The sequence below is a fragment of the Comamonas sp. NyZ500 genome (assembly GCF_016772095.1).
Lineage (GTDB): Bacteria > Pseudomonadota > Gammaproteobacteria > Burkholderiales > Burkholderiaceae_C > Comamonas > Comamonas thiooxydans.
In genome coordinates this window covers 29,568-45,397 of the sequence record NZ_JAEIJE010000004.1, presented here as the reverse complement: position 1 = coordinate 45,397, position 15,830 = coordinate 29,568, and the positions used below count along the sequence as shown (strand labels likewise).

The window sequence follows — 15,830 nt, the reverse complement described above, 5'->3', positions numbered from 1 at the left end:
GATTCAACGCTCGCGTGTCAGTCGGGGGTCCAGCAGGTCGCGCAGACCGTCGCCCAGCAGGTTCAGGCCCAGCACCGACAAGGCGATTGCCAGGCCGGGCCAGACGGCCAGCAGCGGCGCCTGGAACATCAGGGTCTGGGCTTCGCTGAGCATGCGTCCCCAGGATGGCTGGGGCGGCTGCGTGCCCAGGCCCAGATAGGATAGGGCGGCCTCGGCCAGAATGGCCAGTGCAAACTGAATGGTAGCCTGCACGACGAGTACGGCCGCAATATTGGGCAGCACATGCTGCAAAGTGATGGCACTTCGGCTTTTGCCGCAGGCGCGCGCGGCCAGCACGTAGTCGCGCGCCCAGATGGCATTGGCCGAGGCGCGGGTGATGCGCGCAAAGGTGGGGATGTTGAAGATGCCGATGGCAATGATGGCATTGACCATGCCGGCTCCAAACACGGCTGTGAGCATGATGGCCGAGAGCAGGGCTGGAAAGGCAAAGGTGAAGTCCGCCAGCCGCATGATGATTTCCTCCACCCAGCCGCGGCGTGCAGCGGCGACCAGGCCCAGCACCACGCCCAGCGTCAGACCTATACCCACGGCGATCAGGCCCACGGCAATCGATGCACGTGAGCCGACCAGAATCTGCGAGGCAATATCGCGCCCGAAGGCATCGGTGCCCAGCCAGTGTCGGCTGCTGCTGGCCTGCAGGGCTGCGTCCATATCCACTTCATAGGCCGAGCCGGGGGTCCAGGCAAAAGACAGCAGCGCGGCGACAATCAGCAAGGTCGTGAGCAGGGCGCCGAGCACAAAGCTGCGGTGCTGCAAGGCGCGTCGGCCAAAGCCTTGGGGCTGTGTGCGCGTGAAGGCGCGTGTCGGGTAGTCGCTCACGCTGGCGCGGGTATCGGTCTGCCTGCTCATATATCGCTGGCCTTGATGCGGGGGTCGATGGCGGCATAAAGCACGTCGACGACAAAATTCACCACCACCACCATGGCGGCCAGCAGCAGCACGCAGTTGCGCACCACGATCACATCTCGGTTGGAAATGGATTGAAAGATCAGCCGGCCCAGGCCCGGCAGATAGAACACGTTCTCCACCACGATGGTGCCTGCCAGAAGATTGGCGAACTGCAGGCCCATGACGGTGACGACGGGAATCATGGCGTTGCGCAGCACATGACGCCAGAGCGCCGCGCCGCGTGAAAGCCCCTTGGCGCGGGCCGTGCGCACAAAGTCCTCGCGCAGCACCTCCAGCACCGCAGAGCGGGTGATGCGTGCCAGGATGGCGGCCTGCACCACGGCCAGCGCAACGGCAGGCAGCAGCAGTGCCTGCAGTGCAGGCCAGAAGCCGCCGCCTGCCTCTTCGCTCCAACCCGGAAAGCCGCCGGCCGAGAACCATTGCAGCTTCACCGAGAACAGCAGGATCAGAAGAATCGCAAACCAGAAGTTGGGGATGGCAATGCCGATCTGGGCCAGGCCCATGAGGCCTGCATCGCCCCAGCGTTTGTGGTTGGCGGCCGCAAACACTCCCGCAGCAATGGCCAGCACGGCGGTGATGCACATGGCCATGACGGCCAGCGGCACGGTGACCGCAAGGCGTTCCCAGACCAGTTCGGCCACGGGCGAGCCATAGACGTAGCTGTCGCCCATGTCGCCGTGCAGCAAGCCGGCTATCCACTGCCAGTAGCGCGTCAGCGCGGGCTGGTCCAGGCCCAGTTGCTGAACCATGGCCGTCACGGTCTCGGGCTCGGCATCGGGGCCCATGAGCATCTGGGCTGCATCGCCGGGCAGGACTTCCAGCACGGCGAAAACCACGATGGAGGCACCGATCAATGTGGCGACCAGCGTAAGCAGGCGTTTGAGCAAGAAGATGCTCATGGCGTGGGGCGTTGTTTCATCGTGAAGTGGGCTCAGACGCGGTGTTTGCGTGCTGCGCAGCATAGTGGCAATTGTGCCGCGTCCGAGAGGGGGCAGCTTTGTCCTGGATGCTGCCATGTCTTGGGGAGCTTGGGATAATGTGGGCCGATACCGAGAACTGCACAGGAGCTGGCACATGGCATTGATGATTACCGATGAATGCATCAACTGTGATGTGTGCGAGCCCGAGTGCCCCAACGATGCCATCTATATGGGTGAGGAGTTCTACGAAATCGACCCGCACAAGTGCACCGAGTGCGTGGGCCACTTTGACGAGCCCCAGTGCGTGCAGATCTGCCCCGTGGCCTGCATACCGGTGAATCCGGAGTACATCGAAAGCCGTGAGGTTCTGTTCAAAAAATATGAGCAGCTTACGCAGGCCAAGAAAGAAAGTTAAGGCTTTTTTAGCCTGAATTACTTGTATATCAATCGCAAATAGCTCCTTATTTAGGAGCTATTTTTCATTCTGCCTCGGGTTCAGGCCTCGCCAGCTGCGGGCTGGGCAGCGTCGGGCGCAGGCTTGCGGGGCGGCTTGGGGCGTGGTGCCTTGGTGGTGTGAATCGCGAGAGTCGCCTTGTCCATCTGGCCGGCCACCATATCGGGCCAGGCCTTGAGCGAATGTGCGATGGCGTCTTCAATCAGCTTGAGCTGGTCGGGGGCCGGCTTTTTGAGTACCCAGCTGGCGACCTCGCCCTTGTGGCCGGGGTGGCCTATGCCTACGCGCAGACGCCAGTAATTGGGCGAGCCCAGCTGGGCATGGATATCGCGCAAGCCGTTGTGGCCGCCATGGCTGCCGCCGAGCTTGAGTTTGACCACGCCGGGCTCGAAGTCCAGCTCGTCATGCACGACCAGGATTTCCTCGGGCTGAATCTTGAAGAAGCGGGCCAGTGTGCCTACCGACTTGCCCGAGAGATTCATGAAGGTCTGCGGCTCCAGCAGCCAGATGCTCTGGCCGTGGATGCTGGTGCGGGCCATCAGTCCCCAGTAGCTGCGTTCGGGAACCAGGTTGACCTTGAGTTCGCGCGCCAGCGCATCAATCCACCAGAAGCCGGCATTGTGCCGGGTGTCTTCATATTCAGGGCCAGGATTGCCGAGGCCGACAAACAGTTTGATCATTGCTCGATTATCTTCTTGCCAGCAAAGCTGGGCGGGCGGGGGCTGTTGTGCATGGACCAAAGAAAAAGCCCACCGAGGTGGGCCTTTTCTTGAAGTACAGCGGCAGGCGCCGTACCGAAGACACAAGAATTACTTCTTGCCCTTCTTGGCGGGAGCAGCTGCGGGAGCAGGTGCGGCGCCTTCGGCAGGAGCCACTTCGGGCAGCTTGATGGAGATCAGCGAAGGGTTCTTGTTGGCGCCACGCACCACAGCCTTCACGCCGTTGGGCAGCTTCAGAGCTTGCAGGCCCAGCACGGACTTGGAAGTCAGGGCGCTCAGGTCCACCTTGATGAACTCGGGCAGGTTTGCGGGTTCGCAGATCACTTGCAGCTCGTGCATCAGAGGAGTCACGGTGCAGTTCTCGACCTTCACGGCGGGGGATTCAGCAGTGCCTTCGAAGTGCAGGGGCACGTTCATGTGCAGCTTGGTGTTGCCGTCCACGCGCTGGAAGTCGATGTGTTGCACCAGCTTCTTGTAGGGGTGGAACTGCACGTCGCGCAGCACGACCTTGGTCACTTGACCGTTGATTTCCATGTCCAGGATGCTGGAGTGGAAAGCTTCCTTGTGCACAGCGTGCCACAGGGCGTTGTGATCGATTTCGATCAGTTGGGCTTCACCAGCACCGTAGACGATACCGGGGGTCTTGCCCGACAGACGCAGACGGCGGCTCGCACCCGTACCTTGCTTGGCGCGCTCAGTAGCGACGAATTGCATAACTAACTCCTAGATGGGCGGACCGCGACCAGTCTCGCCCGATTGATAAAAGAATCTGCACCTTGCAGCAAGGCCGTGGATTCTTGCGGTGGCCTCGAAACGCTCAAACCTCCCGAAGGAGGTTTGCTTGGGCTCAAGGCCGAAAAACCAGAGATTTTAAGCGGTAAACAGACTGCTCACCGAATCACCTGTGGAAATGCGGTGAATTGTCTCGGCAAACAGGCCGGCCACGGACAGCTGGCGAATCTTGCCGCACTGCTGTGCTGCGGGGCTCAGAGGAATGGTGTTGGTCACAACCACTTCGTCCAGAGCGCTGCCGTTGCCGATGCGCTCCAGTGCCGGGCCCGAGAAGATGGGGTGCGAGCAGTAGGCGTACACGTTCTTGGCGCCGCGCTGCTTGAGCACTTCGGCTGCCTTCACCAGCGTGCCGGCAGTGTCGATCATGTCGTCCATGATCACGCAGTTGCGGCCGTCGATATCGCCGATCACGTGCATGACTTCGGACACGTTCGCCTTGGGGCGACGCTTGTCGATGATGGCCAGATCGCAACCCAGTTCCTTGGCCAGGGCGCGAGCACGCACCACACCGCCAACGTCGGGGGAGACGACGATCAGGTCTTCGTAGTTCTTCTGACGCAGGTCACCCAGCAGCACGGGGGTGGCGTAGATGTTGTCCACGGGGATGTCGAAGAAACCCTGAATCTGGTCGGCGTGCAGGTCCATGGTCAGCACGCGTTCGACACCTACGGCCTGCAGCATGTTGGCCACCACCTTGGCGGTGATGGGCACGCGGCTGGAGCGGGGGCGGCGGTCCTGACGGGCATAGCCGAAGTAGGGGATCACGGCGCAGATGCGCTCGGCTGATGCACGCTTGAGGGCATCGACCATGACCAGCAACTCCATCAGGTTGTCGTTGGTCGGAGCGCAGGTGGACTGCACCACGAAAACGTCGCGGGCGCGAACGTTCTGCTTGATCTCGACCGCGACTTCTCCATCGGAGAAGCGGCCAACGTCAGCAGCACCAAGAGAGGTGCCGAGGTGCTTAACAATCTCTTCGGCCATGCCAGCATTGGCATTGCCTGTGAAGACCATGAAATCAGAGTGATGTGAATGCATTGTGCGTCCCAGTGCTGTGGGTTGCTATGACGCAAGAAGATGTTTGGCAGGGGAAGAAGGATTCGAACCTTCGCATGCCGGAATCAAAATCCGGTGCCTTAACCAACTTGGCGACTCCCCTACACAGGCCTTCTGTCGAAAACAAAAAGCCTTATAACTTGTTCTCTGGAATCCAGCTATTAAGTGGGTGTTTTTCCAGATTTCTGCAAATCTTGATCTGCCATGTGCCAGGAGCACAGCTCAAATCAATGCTTTGCGTTATCGGTGCAAATACCGCACTTCCAGAGCCCGTCATTGTAGCATGCAATTTGAGTGATTCGAGCCAGCTTCTGACTTTCATTACCTCGGGCTGCAAGCCTTCAGCGACCGGCTGCAGGTCGTTTCGGCCAAAGCCGAAGTGATTCGCAGCGAAGTCCGCAACTATAGCAGGCTTTGTGTCGCGTTTCAGGAGCTCGCTGGAAAAAATCTTGCCCGTTTCCAGGCCTTGTTCGGGCTTGACCACCAGGAACTGCTGCTCCGGCAAGGCATTGCGGCCTGTCAGCGGGGTGATGATTTCGCCGATGCCGCTGACCCAGGCCGAGTGACCGCAGAGGAAAAAGGGGACATCGGCGCCGAGCTTCAAGCCTATGTTTTGCAGTTCCTGGCGCGAGAGCTTCAGATTCCAGAGGCGGTTCAATGCCATCAGCGTGCTGGCCGCATCGGATGAGCCGCCCCCCATGCCGGCTTGGGCGGGCAGGTGCTTTTCAATCCCTATGCGCACGCCTTGCGTGCAGCCTGTGGCTTGCTGCAGGGCTCGGGCCGCGCGTGTGATCAGATCATCGGCAGGCAGGGCAACGCCGTTGAGGTCTTCACGGCTGATCTGGCTGCTGACCGTGCGCTCGAGATGCAGCACATCATGCCAGTCGATGAGCATGAAGACGGATTCCAGCAGGTGATAGCCGTCAGGCCTGCGGCCGGTAATATGCAAAAAAAGGTTGAGCTTGGCCGGGGCCGGCACGTCATAGAGCGAGTGCATGGCGTGTATGTGTCAGTAAGAGAAAAACGGTGCAACGATAGCACCGGGCTGCCGGCCAGTCAGCGAGCGTCCTGATCGAGAACGATGCGCAAGGAAGCCTCGGGTGGCGGGCTGATGCGGTCGGCACGCAGGCGGCCATCGCTGATGCGCGAAAGATCTGTCTGCCAGCCGGTCACAGCCGTGTTCTTGCCTTGCAGCCAGTCGAACAGCGCGGTGACGGGAATCTCGCTGCCTGTCATGCGGGTGATGAGTTCAGGCAGGGAGTCTGACTGGGTGATCTGATCGCCCTGTTGCAAGGTGGCTCCGGCACGCGTCCATTGCAGGCGGGCCATGATGGATCCCAGCGGGTTGAAGACCAGCAGTGTTCCGCTCTCGGGCTGGCCTTGCAGCTCAAAACCGGCGCTGAAGGATTGCTGCCGGGCATCCTGGACCTGCAGCGCCATGCGGCCGGACCAGTGGTGACTGGCCGTCGCATCGAGCTGCAGCTGCCGTGCCGGTTGGGCGCAGCCGCCGAGCATGGCCACTCCCAGAGCCAGCCCTAGGGCTGGCAGAATTTTCAAGAAAGTCGGCCTGCGCTTCATGGCGTCACTTTGTGGCGTTTGAGGGTTTCCAGCAGAGTGTCATTGCTGCTGTCTGCCTTCATGCCCTGGCGCCAGATGAGTTGGGCGCGGTCTTGCTTGCCTTGGGCCCAGAGAACTTCCCCCAGGTGGGCGGCAATTTCCGCATCCTGGCGCGTGGCATAGGCCTGCTCCAGCAGTTTTTCGGCTTCGTCCAGATTGCCGCGGCGGAAATGCACCCAGGCCAGGCTGTCGGTGATGAATGGATCGCCGGGCTGCATGTCCAGAGCGGTCTGGATCAAGGTCTGAGCTTCTTCCAGCTTGATGCCGCGATCAGCGTAGGAGTACCCCAGTGCGTTGTACGCATGCTTGAAATCGGGTTTGCGCTTGATGATGTCGCGCAGCAGGCGCTCCATCTCGCTGAAGTTTCCGGCTCTTTCCGCGAGCAAGGCGGTGTCGTAGGCCAGCTCCACATCATCGGGTGCCTGGCTCAGCAGCTGAGCTTGCAGCGCATAGGCTTCCTTGTTCAGGCCTGCGTCGCGCAGTAGCTGCACCTCGGCAATCTGCTTGAGGCGCTTCTGGTTGGGACCGTTTGCAGGAATGGCCTGGATCAGGGCGCGAGCTTCCTTCACCTTGCCCTGGCGAGCCAGCAGATCGGCGCGCCGAGCCTGCACGCTGAGCAGGTTGGCGGCATCGGGAATGCGCTGCAGATAGATGTCGGCTTCGTCGTAGCGCTGACGCTTCTCGGCCAGATCGGCCCTGAGCAGATAGAGCTGGGATTCGCCAGCAGCGCGACCCACACCCTCAGGCAGCTTGGGCAGCAGAGCGCTGAACTGTGTCAGGGAAACGTCGGCAGCATCCAGCTCGCCATCCTGCAATTGCAAATTGGCGAGCATGACCCAGGCTTCCGGAAATTCGGGCGCCTCGCGCGTTATGAGCTGCAACTGGGTCTTGGCATCGGCGTTGCGTTTTTGTCCCAGCAGCACGCGGGCATAGGTCAGGCGCAGTTGTGGCGAATGATTCTTTTCAAGATAGCGCTTGACCAGCGGCTCCACTTCGGCGGAACCCGATTCCAGCAGTTCCATGGCCAGCAAGGCGACGGCACCCGATTCAGGACCCAGCTTGGCGCCGTTCTGCAGCGCCTGCAGGGCGGCAGGCTTTTGACCGGCGATCAGGCGCATATGGCCTATGGCGGCCCAGGCCATGGGGCCGTTCTTCGGGTCCTTTAAATCGATTTCCAGCGCTTGCTCGACCACATCGGCGGCCAGAGGCTTGTCCGAGGCATTGTTGTAGAGCTGGGTGATGGCCAGAAAAGTGGTGCTGCGATTGGCTTGAGGGGTCAGCTCGACCTCTCGACGCAGATAGCTGGCCGAGTCTGCAATGCGGTTCATCACCACCAGAATGCGCAGCACTGCGCGGTTGGCATCGCGTGATTCGGGGTAGGCCTCCAGCCAGGCGCGGGCATTGCGCAGTGCGCGGTCGCCCGAGCGGGACTGAATGGCAAGTTCGGTGGCGCGGCGATAGAGCTTTTCGTTGTTGCTGCTGCGCGCAGCCTCCATCATCAGGGCCTGGGCGTCCGTCAGGGCGCCTTCCTGAGCGGCCATCTCTCCCACCAGGATTTCGTAGAACAGCTCGGCAGAGAGGGCTGCTTGCTCATTCTCACGCTCCGCGGCCTGTTCGAGATCGGTGCTTTGCTCGATCTTGTCCTGCTGGGATGGCGGGTCAGCGGTCTGGGCGGATGCGATTGCCGATCCCATGGCCAGAACGGCGGCCACGGCGAGTCCCTGAAAACGTAGAGGATGAACCATCGGCTCATAATAATCCAAGCTTGTTGAACACTTGGCGAAGATGAGATTGCATGCCTGAGTTGCCCGAAGTCGAGGTTACGCGCCGCTCTTTTGCTGACCGCATTGCGGGTGCGCAGATTGAGAAAGCCACCTTGGGAAAGCCCCTGCGCTGGCCTCTGGGGCTGTTGCCGCAGGCACTGGTCGGCAGAGTCGTGCTGGGCGTGCGCAGACGCGGCAAGTATCTGCTGCTGGACCTGAGCGAGGGTCTGCTGCTCATGCACCTGGGCATGTCTGGCAGTCTGCGCTTTGCGGGCCGCGACGAGGAGCCGCTGGGTACTGGCGGAGCGCATGATCACTTCGACCTGCAGACATCGCGCGGCTTGCTGCGTCTGCATGATCCGCGCCGCTTCGGAGCCGTGATCTATGTTCCGGATGAAGGCGATGTCCTGGCGCGCAAGCTGCTTGACCATCTGGGTATGGAGCCGCTGAGCGACGGATTCACGCTGGACGCCTTTCAAGCCGGGCTGGCTGCCAGTCGCTCGCCCATCAAGCAGCTGCTGCTCAGCGGCAGCGTGGTCGTCGGTGTCGGCAATATCTATGCTTCCGAGGTGTTGTTTCTCTCGCGGATTCACCCGACAACACCGGCGCGCGATGTGGGCAGGCGCAAGGTCAAGGTTTTGTATGAGGCCATTCGCTCCGTGCTGGCCTTGGCGGTGGAGAAAGGCAGCACGACCTTGCGCGATTTTTCCGCGGCCAACGGCATGGAAGGGCACTTTCAGCTGGAGGCCCAGGTTTATGGCCGCGATGGCCTGCCGTGCTCGCATTGCGGCGCCGCCATCCAGCTCATGCGCCAGGGGCAGCGCAGCACCTATTACTGCGCCCGCTGCCAGAAGGCCGCGAAAACTCTCTGAATTTGATAGCTAATACCGCAGCTTGAGTATGCGTTCAGGCATGTTTTGACGTCACAATTTCATTTTGATGCTTGATATGCCTCAGAGGCGTCGCCAGTGCCCAGGCATTGGCGCTGTTCTGCGCCGTTGCGCGAAGATACTTGGCGGCTGGAGATATCAGGCCAGCCTCTGGAAGAGCCGTAGATGCTGTCAAGGGGCAATGCTATATATTGATCAGGCGGTCAGCCTTGGCTGACCCGGCGACTCAGACAAACAAGAGGGGTAGATGTGTCAGCTTCATTCAACGAGCAGTTTGGTCAGTATGGCGCATGGCGACGGGGTTTTGCCACCCAACTGCAGGAGCTGCGTGAATGGTTGATTGCCCAGGATCTGCTGGACGCCTCGGTGCAGGAGCGCTTGCAGAGACTGGAAGAGCAGATGCGCACCGACAAGGTCATGGTTGCCTTCGTGGCCGAGTTCTCGCGCGGCAAATCCGAGCTGATCAACGCTGTCTTCTTTGCCCATTACGGCCGCCGGCTGATGCCGGCCAGTGCAGGCCGCACCACCATGTGTCCGGCGGAGCTGGGCTGGGAGCCGGAGCTGCCGCCTTGTCTGCGTCTGCTGCCCATTGATACCAGAGAGTCGCCGGAGAGCCTCGGCCAGTGGCGCATGCGTCCCGACGCCTGGGTGCAGCAGCCGCTGGATATCGCCGATGCGCAGCAGATATCCGACACGCTGGCCAAGGTGGCGGAGGTGCGCAAGGTCTCCATCGATCAGGCCAGGGCCTGGGGCTTTTGGCATGACGACGAGGCTGCCGACAACCCCATGGTCGATGCCGACGGCTGGGTCGAAGTGCCGATGTGGCGCCATGCCTTGATCAATATGCCCCATCCTCTGCTCAAGCAGGGACTGGTGATTCTCGACACGCCTGGTCTGAATGCCGTGGGGGCCGAGCCGGAGCTGACCGTCAATCTGATACCCCAGGCACATGCCGTGGTCTTTGTGCTGGGCGCCGATACCGGCGTGACCAAGTCCGACCTTGCCATCTGGCGTGACCATGTGCTGCCGGCAGGAGCCGGCAAGGCGGGGGGCGATGATGCCCTGGCTGCATCGCGTCTGGTGGTGCTCAACAAGGTGGATACGCTGTGGGACAGTCTGAGTTCCGGCGCGCAGGTGCAGGCCCAGTTGCGCCGTCAGCAGCAGGACTCGGCACAGTTGCTGGGGGTGGCGCTGGAGCGCGTGCTGCCCATCTCCGCCCAGAAGGGGCTGGTCGCCAAGGTGGGGCGTAACGACAGCCTGCTTCAGGCCAGCGGTCTGCCCGCTTTTGAAGATCTTCTGGCCAATGGCATCATGGGGCAGCGCCAGAAAGTGCTGCAGGCCGCTGTGCGCACCAATGTGCAACAACTGCAGTCGCAGGTGGAGCGCGTCATCAATATGCGCCGCGGCGATCTCGACGACCAGTTGGCCGAGCTCTGCGGCCTGCGCGGCAAGAATGCGGCGGTGATTGCCGGCATGCGTGCCCGTATCGAGGCCGAGCACAAGGAATTCGACCAGAGTGCCAGCCGCATCCAGGCCATGCGCAACATCCATATGCGCATGCTCAAGGAGCTTTTCCTGCTTCTGAGCTCGAGCACTTTGAAGGCCGAACTGGCCGAGCTGAAAGAAGCGCTGGATCAGCGTGGGCTCAAACTTGGCCTGCGCAAGGTCTATGAGCAGACTTTCGAGCGCCTGCATGCCGTGGCTGCAAAGGCGCAGGACCAGGCCGATGAGATCCAGGCAATGATGAGCTCCTCGTTCAAGGAGCTCAATGCGGAGTTTGGCTTCTCCCTGCAGACACCGCCGCAACTGGTGCTGTCCGAGCTCAAGGACGACTTGCGCAGCATCGAAGGCAGTTACACCCAGTATCTGGGGCTTGGCAGTGTCATCAGGCTCGGCAGTGTCGACTTTTCGCAGCGCCTGATCAAAGCTCTGGCGCTGCGTCTGCGCACGGTGTTTGAAGCGGCATCGAACGACGTGGATATGTGGAGCAAATCACTGACTGCACCAGTCGATGCACAATTGCGCGAACGTAAACGCAGTTACACGCGCCGCCTGGAGGCTGTGGACCGGATCAGCGGTGCAGCCACTGAGCTGGAGGAGCGCATTGCAGACATGGAAAATGCACAAGCCCGCCTGGGCATGCTGCAGACGCAGCTGATCAGCGCATCGGCACAATTGCTGGATCCGATTGCGGCCGAGCGGCCGCAGGCCGCGTCCATGCCGTTGGACATCAACCTGGTAGCTTGAAATCTTGACTCTCCCTTCGATTGCCGCAGCCGTAGTGCAGTGGCAGGCCAGCCATGGCCGCAATCATCTGCCCTGGCAGCAAACCCGTGACCCTTACCGCGTCTGGCTGTCTGAAATCATGCTGCAGCAGACTCAGGTCAGCACCGTGCTGGGCTACTACCAGCGTTTCCTGGACGCTTTTCCGGATGTGGCCAGCCTGGCGGCTGCACCGCAGGATGCCGTGCTGGCGCTGTGGAGCGGCCTGGGCTACTACAGCCGCGCGCGCAATCTGCATAAATGCGCGCAGACCGTGATGGAGCAGTGGGGCGGGGCTTTTCCGCAAACGGCCGAAGAATTGGCGACCTTGCCAGGCATTGGTCGTTCCACGGCCGGCGCCATTTCATCGTTCTGCTTTTCCGAGCGGGTGCCGATTCTGGATGCCAATGTGCGACGTGTTCTCACAAGGGTGCTGGCGTTCGATGCGGATCTGGCTCAGTCCAGAAATGAAAAGCAGCTGTGGGAACACGCCCAGCAACTGTGCCCCACCGAGAATCTGCACGAAGCCATGCCGCGCTACACCCAGGGCATGATGGATCTGGGCGCCAGCGTCTGCACATCGCGCAAGCCCACCTGCCTGGTGTGCCCTCTGCACTCCGAATGCCGGGCGGCCCGCGCCGGCAACCCGGAGAACTATCCTGTGCGCACGCGCAAGATCAAGCGCAGCGCCGAGTCCTGGTGGCTGCTGCTGGCGGTGGATGCACAGCGTCGCGTATGGCTGCAAAAGCGCCCGCAAGCCGGTATCTGGGCCGGGCTTTACAGCCCGCCGGTCTTTGAAGACTATGCGGCACTGCAAAGCCATGCGCAGGCCGCATGGCCTCAGGACGGGACCCGGAGCTGGCAGGACCTTCCCGGCTTTCTGCATGTGCTGACCCACAAGGATCTGCACCTGCATCCGGTTCTTGTGCCCGTCGATCAGACGCATGCCGCCCTGGTCTCAGAGGCCGATGAATCCTGCTGGGCGGATGCCGCGGCCTGGGCGGAGCTGGGTCTGCCGGCCCCGATCCGCAAGCTGCTCGATGCCGAGCTGGCTTGAACGCCTGCCGCATGAATGAAAAAAGGTGACGGCAGGCGTCACCTTTTTTGATGGCTGAAGATTTCAGAAGCGCAATCTGGGCATCAGCATGGAGCAGCGCAGCCCCATCAAGGCCAGCCACAGGGCCCTGGCCTGAGGGTTGCCGCGCTGTGTCTGCAATTGCCGGCCCGCGGCCACCACCTGCTGGCGCAGGACTTGCTGCGCCTTGCGGTCGCCTTGGCTTTGTGCGCTCAGCCAGAGTTGCTGGTACTGCTGCACGCTGAGCTGGCAAGGCTCGCCAAGCAGATGGCGCGACGAAGTGTTCAGCAAGGCCTGAGCCTGCGGAGTGTGTCGTGACTGGTTCATGCTGCCTCCTCTTGTTTCGAAGACTTGCTTGGCGCTTCGCTCTCGCTGCGTCCAAAGGCGTACCAGTCCACATGACGGGTACAGATCATAACCAGGGCCAGCACGCCGAACAGGGCGATGGAGCCGACGACCAGAGCGGTCTGCTCCAGCTGCAGCAGCACATACAGCAGGCCGTACAGGGCCGAGATGGCAATCGCGAACGGCAGGCCGCGTCTGATGCTGCCCAGAATGTGGCTGGCATAAAAGGCCAGCAGAGCCACGCAGGAGCTGGCCGCAATCGCATAGGCCGTGGCAAAGCCCAGATGCTCGGACAGGCTGATCAGCAACAGGAAGAAGCTGCACAAGGCCGAGCCGACCAGCAGGTACTGCACGGGGTGAACGCGCAGCTTTTTCATGACTTCGAACAGGCCGACCGCGACAAAGGTCAGGATCACAAAAAGAATGCCGTACTTGGTGGCGCGCTCGCTCAGCGAATAGACATTGACGGGATTGACGAACTCCGTGTCCATGGTTTCGAGGCAGGGGCCGCTGTCGTCATGACTGCGGGCTGCGGAGGCGGCATAGGTTTCCGAGCTGCCCCAGTAGCCAGGGCTGCAAAGACGTTGCTGGCGGGTGAAGGCCGTGCTGGCAGAGGTGGCCAGCGAGGACAGCTCCCAGCTGGCGGTAAAGCCGCTGTCCGTCACTTCGCGTCGGCTGGGTAGAAAGCTGCCGCCAAACGAGGGATGAGGCCAGTCGGCCGTCAGCGTGACCTTGCTTTCCGTGGCGATGGGGCTGAAGGCGAGCTGCTCCGTGCCCAGCAACTGCAGCTTGAGGTCCAGATTCAGGGCTTGGCCTTTTTTCAGCAGGCTGGCGTCAATCTCCGCCTGGATGCCCTTGCCGTAGCGCTCCAGCGGAGTGCCGGATTCGACCGCCAGGTCCTGGCCGTTGGCCTGCAGCGTCGCGCTGCGGATGCCGCGGGGGTCGCTGAGCGCGAATGCCGCAAAGACTTTCTTGCAGCGCACCACGGCGTTGGGCTCGCTGGGTTTGGGCAGCTCCGCATACTGCGCGGCATTGGCAAAACCGGCCGATATCTGGTCGTGCAGCACATAGGTGTTGATGTGGTGCAGGCCGCGTGAGCGCTCTTCCATTTTTGCGTTGGCATCGTGGTTGAGCGTGTCGGGCAGCAGCATGCGCTGGAATTCGCGGGTGCTGTACTCGATTTTCTTGCCATTGGTAGTGCTGGTGGTTTCGGTGCAGTTCTGTACCAGGGCCGGGCCGATCAGCGTCTGCGTGCCGGCCAGGCTGGAGACCACGCTTTGCACGGCGTAGTCGCGGTTTCGGATGCGGTCTTTCACCACATCCTGAATCATGGACAGGCCGGCCATGAGCAAGGCCAGAACGATCAGCAGTGAGACTGTCTTGAACAGCAGTCGGTTTTTCATGCGTGCTCCTGAATGAGGGGTTTCAGGACGCAGTGTCGGCAGCGACTGTGTGGGCGCAATGAAGTCTGTGAAGCGGGCGTGAAGTCCTGCTCGAAAGCCTTGGCTGCTCAGCTTTGGGGAGCGAAATCCAGTGTCACGGCAAGGCCGGGGTGACGATTGCGGACATGCATGCTGCCGCCATGAAGATGCATGATGCGGGTGACGATGGACAGGCCCAGCCCGGTGCCGCTGCGCTCTCCGTTGGGTCTGGGGGTCGTGAAGAAGCGCTCGCCCAGGCGGGCCAGCAAGGGCTCGGCCACGCCCGGGCCCTGATCGCTGATGGTGATGCGGTGCGGGGCCAGCTCAAGCTCGATCACGCTGTTCTCTGCAGAGAAATCCAGGGCGTTCTGCAGCAGATTGCTGATCGCCAGAGTGACCAGGCCGGCCTCCCAGGGGCCGCTGCTGTCCACACCGCTCAGGCGCATGGCCATGCCGCGTTGCTCTGCATGGCTTTGCAGGGAGTCCATGGCTTGCCGGGCACATTCCATCAGGCTGCAGCCATGGCTGGTGTCCAGTTGCTGGCGCTGCTCGAGGCGGCTGAGCTGGAGCAGCTGGTCGATCAGGTTTTGCAGACGCAGGCTCTGGTCCACCACCTGTCCGGCAAACATGGCCCGGTCCTGGGGCGGCAGCTCTTCCTGCAGCAACTCGCCCGCGCCGCGTATGGCGGCCACCGGGCTTTTGAGTTCGTGGGTCAGGGCGCGTACATAGCCCTCGATATAGTCGCGCCCTTCCAGGCGCTTGCGCATATTGTCCATGGCCTGGGCCAGCTCGCCCAGCTCGCCGGGCATGTCGGGTATGGCCGCAGGAGCCGCGGCCTGTGCGGGGTGGGCAGACTCGTTGAGCGTGGGGGCCTGCACCTGTTGTGCATAGTTGCGCAGCCGGCGCACGTGAAGCACAAACCACCAGGTCACCCCACAGCCCACGGCGGCGGACAGCAGCACAAACAGCAGGCCGCCGCGCAGAATCTTCTGCTCCGCGCCATCGACGATTTTCTGTACCGAGCTGGAAGGCTTGGAGGTGGTCAGCACCCCGGCAATCTGGCCGTCCACCATGATGGGCGCGGAGACATACATGACGCTGCTGGATTCGTCCTCCTTGACGGCTCGCGTGGTGCGTGCGCCATATTCACCGCGCAGGGTCAGATAGACATCGCGCCAGCGCGAGTAGTCGGCGCCCTGGTCCCTGCCCTGGGAGTCGAACAGCACCATGCCCCGGGCGTCGGTGACGGTGATGCGCAGATCCAGCGTGGTCTTGCGCGTGTCCCAGATCCAGGCCTGTATCGGCTTTTGCGTGTAGCCCTGCAGCTGAGCGGCAAACGTGCTGTCCGCTCCGGCTTGCAGCCGGCCTTTCTCCATGTCGGCACTGGCCAGCGTGGCAAGCGCATAGGCGGTCTCCACCAGCGTATCCTCGGTTACCTTGCGCACGCTGGGCTTGATCTCCACCATGAAGACGCGCAGTACGAAAAAGGCGGCCAGGCCGTTGATCAGGAAGAAGGCGAAGAAGAGACGCAGGCCCAGACGCATACC

Annotated in this window: 15 protein-coding genes and 1 tRNA gene; 4 read left to right on the top strand and 12 right to left on the bottom strand. The window is 61.8% G+C overall.

What is annotated here, in order from left to right; genetic code table 11:
• Positions 1–3 precede the first annotated feature (3 nt).
• Both JAO85_RS08090 and JAO85_RS08085 read right to left on the bottom strand, forming a co-directional pair.
• Positions 4–909, bottom strand: coding sequence for an ABC transporter permease (locus JAO85_RS08090; RefSeq protein ID WP_202787862.1), 906 nt, complete (start codon positions 907–909; stop codon positions 4–6).
• Positions 906–1,868, bottom strand: a complete 963-nt coding sequence (locus JAO85_RS08085; protein ID WP_039049635.1) for an ABC transporter permease — start codon at positions 1,866–1,868, stop codon at positions 906–908. Before JAO85_RS08085 ends, JAO85_RS08090 begins: the two co-directional genes overlap by 4 nt.
• Positions 1,869–2,043: 175 nt before the next feature.
• Between JAO85_RS08085 and JAO85_RS08080 the strand changes: the two genes are divergently transcribed.
• The gene (locus tag JAO85_RS08080; RefSeq protein ID WP_003073919.1) at positions 2,044–2,304 is read left to right on the top strand and encodes a YfhL family 4Fe-4S dicluster ferredoxin; all 261 of its coding nucleotides are present in this window, start codon (positions 2,044–2,046) and stop codon (positions 2,302–2,304) included.
• An 80-nt stretch (positions 2,305–2,384) separates the two neighbouring features.
• On the opposite strand, the gene pth is transcribed toward JAO85_RS08080, so the two are convergent.
• The 7 genes from pth to JAO85_RS08045 all read right to left on the bottom strand — a co-directional run bounded on the left by pth (position 2,385) and on the right by JAO85_RS08045 (position 8,272).
• The gene (gene pth, locus JAO85_RS08075) at positions 2,385–3,023 is read right to left on the bottom strand and encodes an aminoacyl-tRNA hydrolase (RefSeq protein ID WP_039049636.1); all 639 of its coding nucleotides are present in this window, start codon (positions 3,021–3,023) and stop codon (positions 2,385–2,387) included.
• A 129-nt stretch (positions 3,024–3,152) separates the two neighbouring features.
• Complete coding sequence (locus JAO85_RS08070) at positions 3,153–3,776, bottom strand: 50S ribosomal protein L25/general stress protein Ctc (RefSeq protein ID WP_012837137.1); 624 nt, start codon at positions 3,774–3,776, stop codon at positions 3,153–3,155.
• A gap of 156 nt (positions 3,777–3,932) precedes the next feature.
• Positions 3,933–4,892 carry a ribose-phosphate pyrophosphokinase gene (locus JAO85_RS08065; protein ID WP_003066035.1) on the bottom strand — a complete coding sequence of 320 codons (960 nt, stop codon included), beginning with the start codon at positions 4,890–4,892 and terminating at the stop codon, positions 3,933–3,935.
• Positions 4,893–4,936: 44 nt separating this feature from the next.
• A tRNA-Gln gene (locus tag JAO85_RS08060) sits at positions 4,937–5,013 on the bottom strand.
• A gap of 30 nt (positions 5,014–5,043) precedes the next feature.
• Positions 5,044–5,907, bottom strand: a complete 864-nt coding sequence (ispE, locus tag JAO85_RS08055; protein ID WP_039049637.1) for a 4-(cytidine 5'-diphospho)-2-C-methyl-D-erythritol kinase — start codon at positions 5,905–5,907, stop codon at positions 5,044–5,046.
• A 59-nt stretch (positions 5,908–5,966) separates the two neighbouring features.
• Positions 5,967–6,488 carry a lipoprotein insertase outer membrane protein LolB gene (locus JAO85_RS08050; RefSeq protein WP_039049638.1) on the bottom strand — a complete coding sequence of 174 codons (522 nt, stop codon included), beginning with the start codon at positions 6,486–6,488 and terminating at the stop codon, positions 5,967–5,969.
• Positions 6,485–8,272, bottom strand: a complete 1,788-nt coding sequence (locus JAO85_RS08045; RefSeq protein ID WP_003066042.1) for a tetratricopeptide repeat protein — start codon at positions 8,270–8,272, stop codon at positions 6,485–6,487. Before JAO85_RS08045 ends, JAO85_RS08050 begins: the two co-directional genes overlap by 4 nt.
• Before the next feature lie 50 nt (positions 8,273–8,322).
• Here JAO85_RS08045 and mutM point away from each other — a divergent pair, with 50 nt between their 5' ends.
• The 3 genes from mutM to mutY all read left to right on the top strand — a co-directional run bounded on the left by mutM (position 8,323) and on the right by mutY (position 12,499).
• Positions 8,323–9,162, top strand: coding sequence for a bifunctional DNA-formamidopyrimidine glycosylase/DNA-(apurinic or apyrimidinic site) lyase (mutM, locus tag JAO85_RS08040; RefSeq protein WP_202787861.1), 840 nt, complete (start codon positions 8,323–8,325; stop codon positions 9,160–9,162).
• 267 nt (positions 9,163–9,429) lie between these two features.
• Positions 9,430–11,427: a dynamin family protein gene (locus JAO85_RS08035; RefSeq protein ID WP_012837141.1), complete on the top strand. Its 1,998-nt coding sequence runs from the start codon at positions 9,430–9,432 to the stop codon at positions 11,425–11,427.
• Positions 11,428–11,431: 4 nt separating this feature from the next.
• On the top strand, positions 11,432–12,499 hold the full coding sequence (gene mutY / locus JAO85_RS08030; protein WP_012837142.1) for an A/G-specific adenine glycosylase: 1,068 nt from the start codon (positions 11,432–11,434) through the stop codon (positions 12,497–12,499).
• 63 nt (positions 12,500–12,562) lie between these two features.
• Here the strand turns inward: mutY and JAO85_RS08025 are convergent, their stop codons facing one another.
• The 3 genes from JAO85_RS08025 to creC form a co-directional block, all read right to left on the bottom strand.
• Positions 12,563–12,844: a hypothetical protein gene (locus JAO85_RS08025; protein WP_012837143.1), complete on the bottom strand. Its 282-nt coding sequence runs from the start codon at positions 12,842–12,844 to the stop codon at positions 12,563–12,565.
• Positions 12,841–14,265, bottom strand: coding sequence for a cell envelope integrity protein CreD (gene creD, locus JAO85_RS08020; RefSeq protein ID WP_054073493.1), 1,425 nt, complete (start codon positions 14,263–14,265; stop codon positions 12,841–12,843). Before creD ends, JAO85_RS08025 begins: the two co-directional genes overlap by 4 nt.
• A 107-nt stretch (positions 14,266–14,372) precedes the next feature.
• Positions 14,373–15,827, bottom strand: a complete 1,455-nt coding sequence (creC, locus tag JAO85_RS08015; protein WP_039049641.1) for a two-component system sensor histidine kinase CreC — start codon at positions 15,825–15,827, stop codon at positions 14,373–14,375.
• Positions 15,828–15,830: the final 3 nt, after the last annotated feature.

Bases quoted from the DNA above. Each gene is read 5' to 3' on its own strand.
- JAO85_RS08090 (WP_202787862.1), bottom strand. From the start codon at position 909: ATGAGCAGGCAGACCGATACCCGCGCCAGCGTGAGCGACTACCCGACA.
- JAO85_RS08085 (WP_039049635.1), bottom strand. From the start codon at position 1,868: ATGAGCATCTTCTTGCTCAAACGCCTGCTTACGCTGGTCGCCACATTG.
- JAO85_RS08080 (WP_003073919.1), top strand. From the start codon at position 2,044: ATGGCATTGATGATTACCGATGAATGCATCAACTGTGATGTGTGCGAG.
- pth (WP_039049636.1), bottom strand. From the start codon at position 3,023: ATGATCAAACTGTTTGTCGGCCTCGGCAATCCTGGCCCTGAATATGAA.
- JAO85_RS08070 (WP_012837137.1), bottom strand. From the start codon at position 3,776: ATGCAATTCGTCGCTACTGAGCGCGCCAAGCAAGGTACGGGTGCGAGC.
- JAO85_RS08065 (WP_003066035.1), bottom strand. From the start codon at position 4,892: ATGCATTCACATCACTCTGATTTCATGGTCTTCACAGGCAATGCCAAT.
- ispE (WP_039049637.1), bottom strand. From the start codon at position 5,907: ATGCACTCGCTCTATGACGTGCCGGCCCCGGCCAAGCTCAACCTTTTT.
- JAO85_RS08050 (WP_039049638.1), bottom strand. From the start codon at position 6,488: ATGAAGCGCAGGCCGACTTTCTTGAAAATTCTGCCAGCCCTAGGGCTG.
- JAO85_RS08045 (WP_003066042.1), bottom strand. From the start codon at position 8,272: ATGGTTCATCCTCTACGTTTTCAGGGACTCGCCGTGGCCGCCGTTCTG.
- mutM (WP_202787861.1), top strand. From the start codon at position 8,323: ATGCCTGAGTTGCCCGAAGTCGAGGTTACGCGCCGCTCTTTTGCTGAC.
- JAO85_RS08025 (WP_012837143.1), bottom strand. From the start codon at position 12,844: ATGAACCAGTCACGACACACTCCGCAGGCTCAGGCCTTGCTGAACACT.
- creD (WP_054073493.1), bottom strand. From the start codon at position 14,265: ATGAAAAACCGACTGCTGTTCAAGACAGTCTCACTGCTGATCGTTCTG.
- creC (WP_039049641.1), bottom strand. From the start codon at position 15,827: ATGCGTCTGGGCCTGCGTCTCTTCTTCGCCTTCTTCCTGATCAACGGC.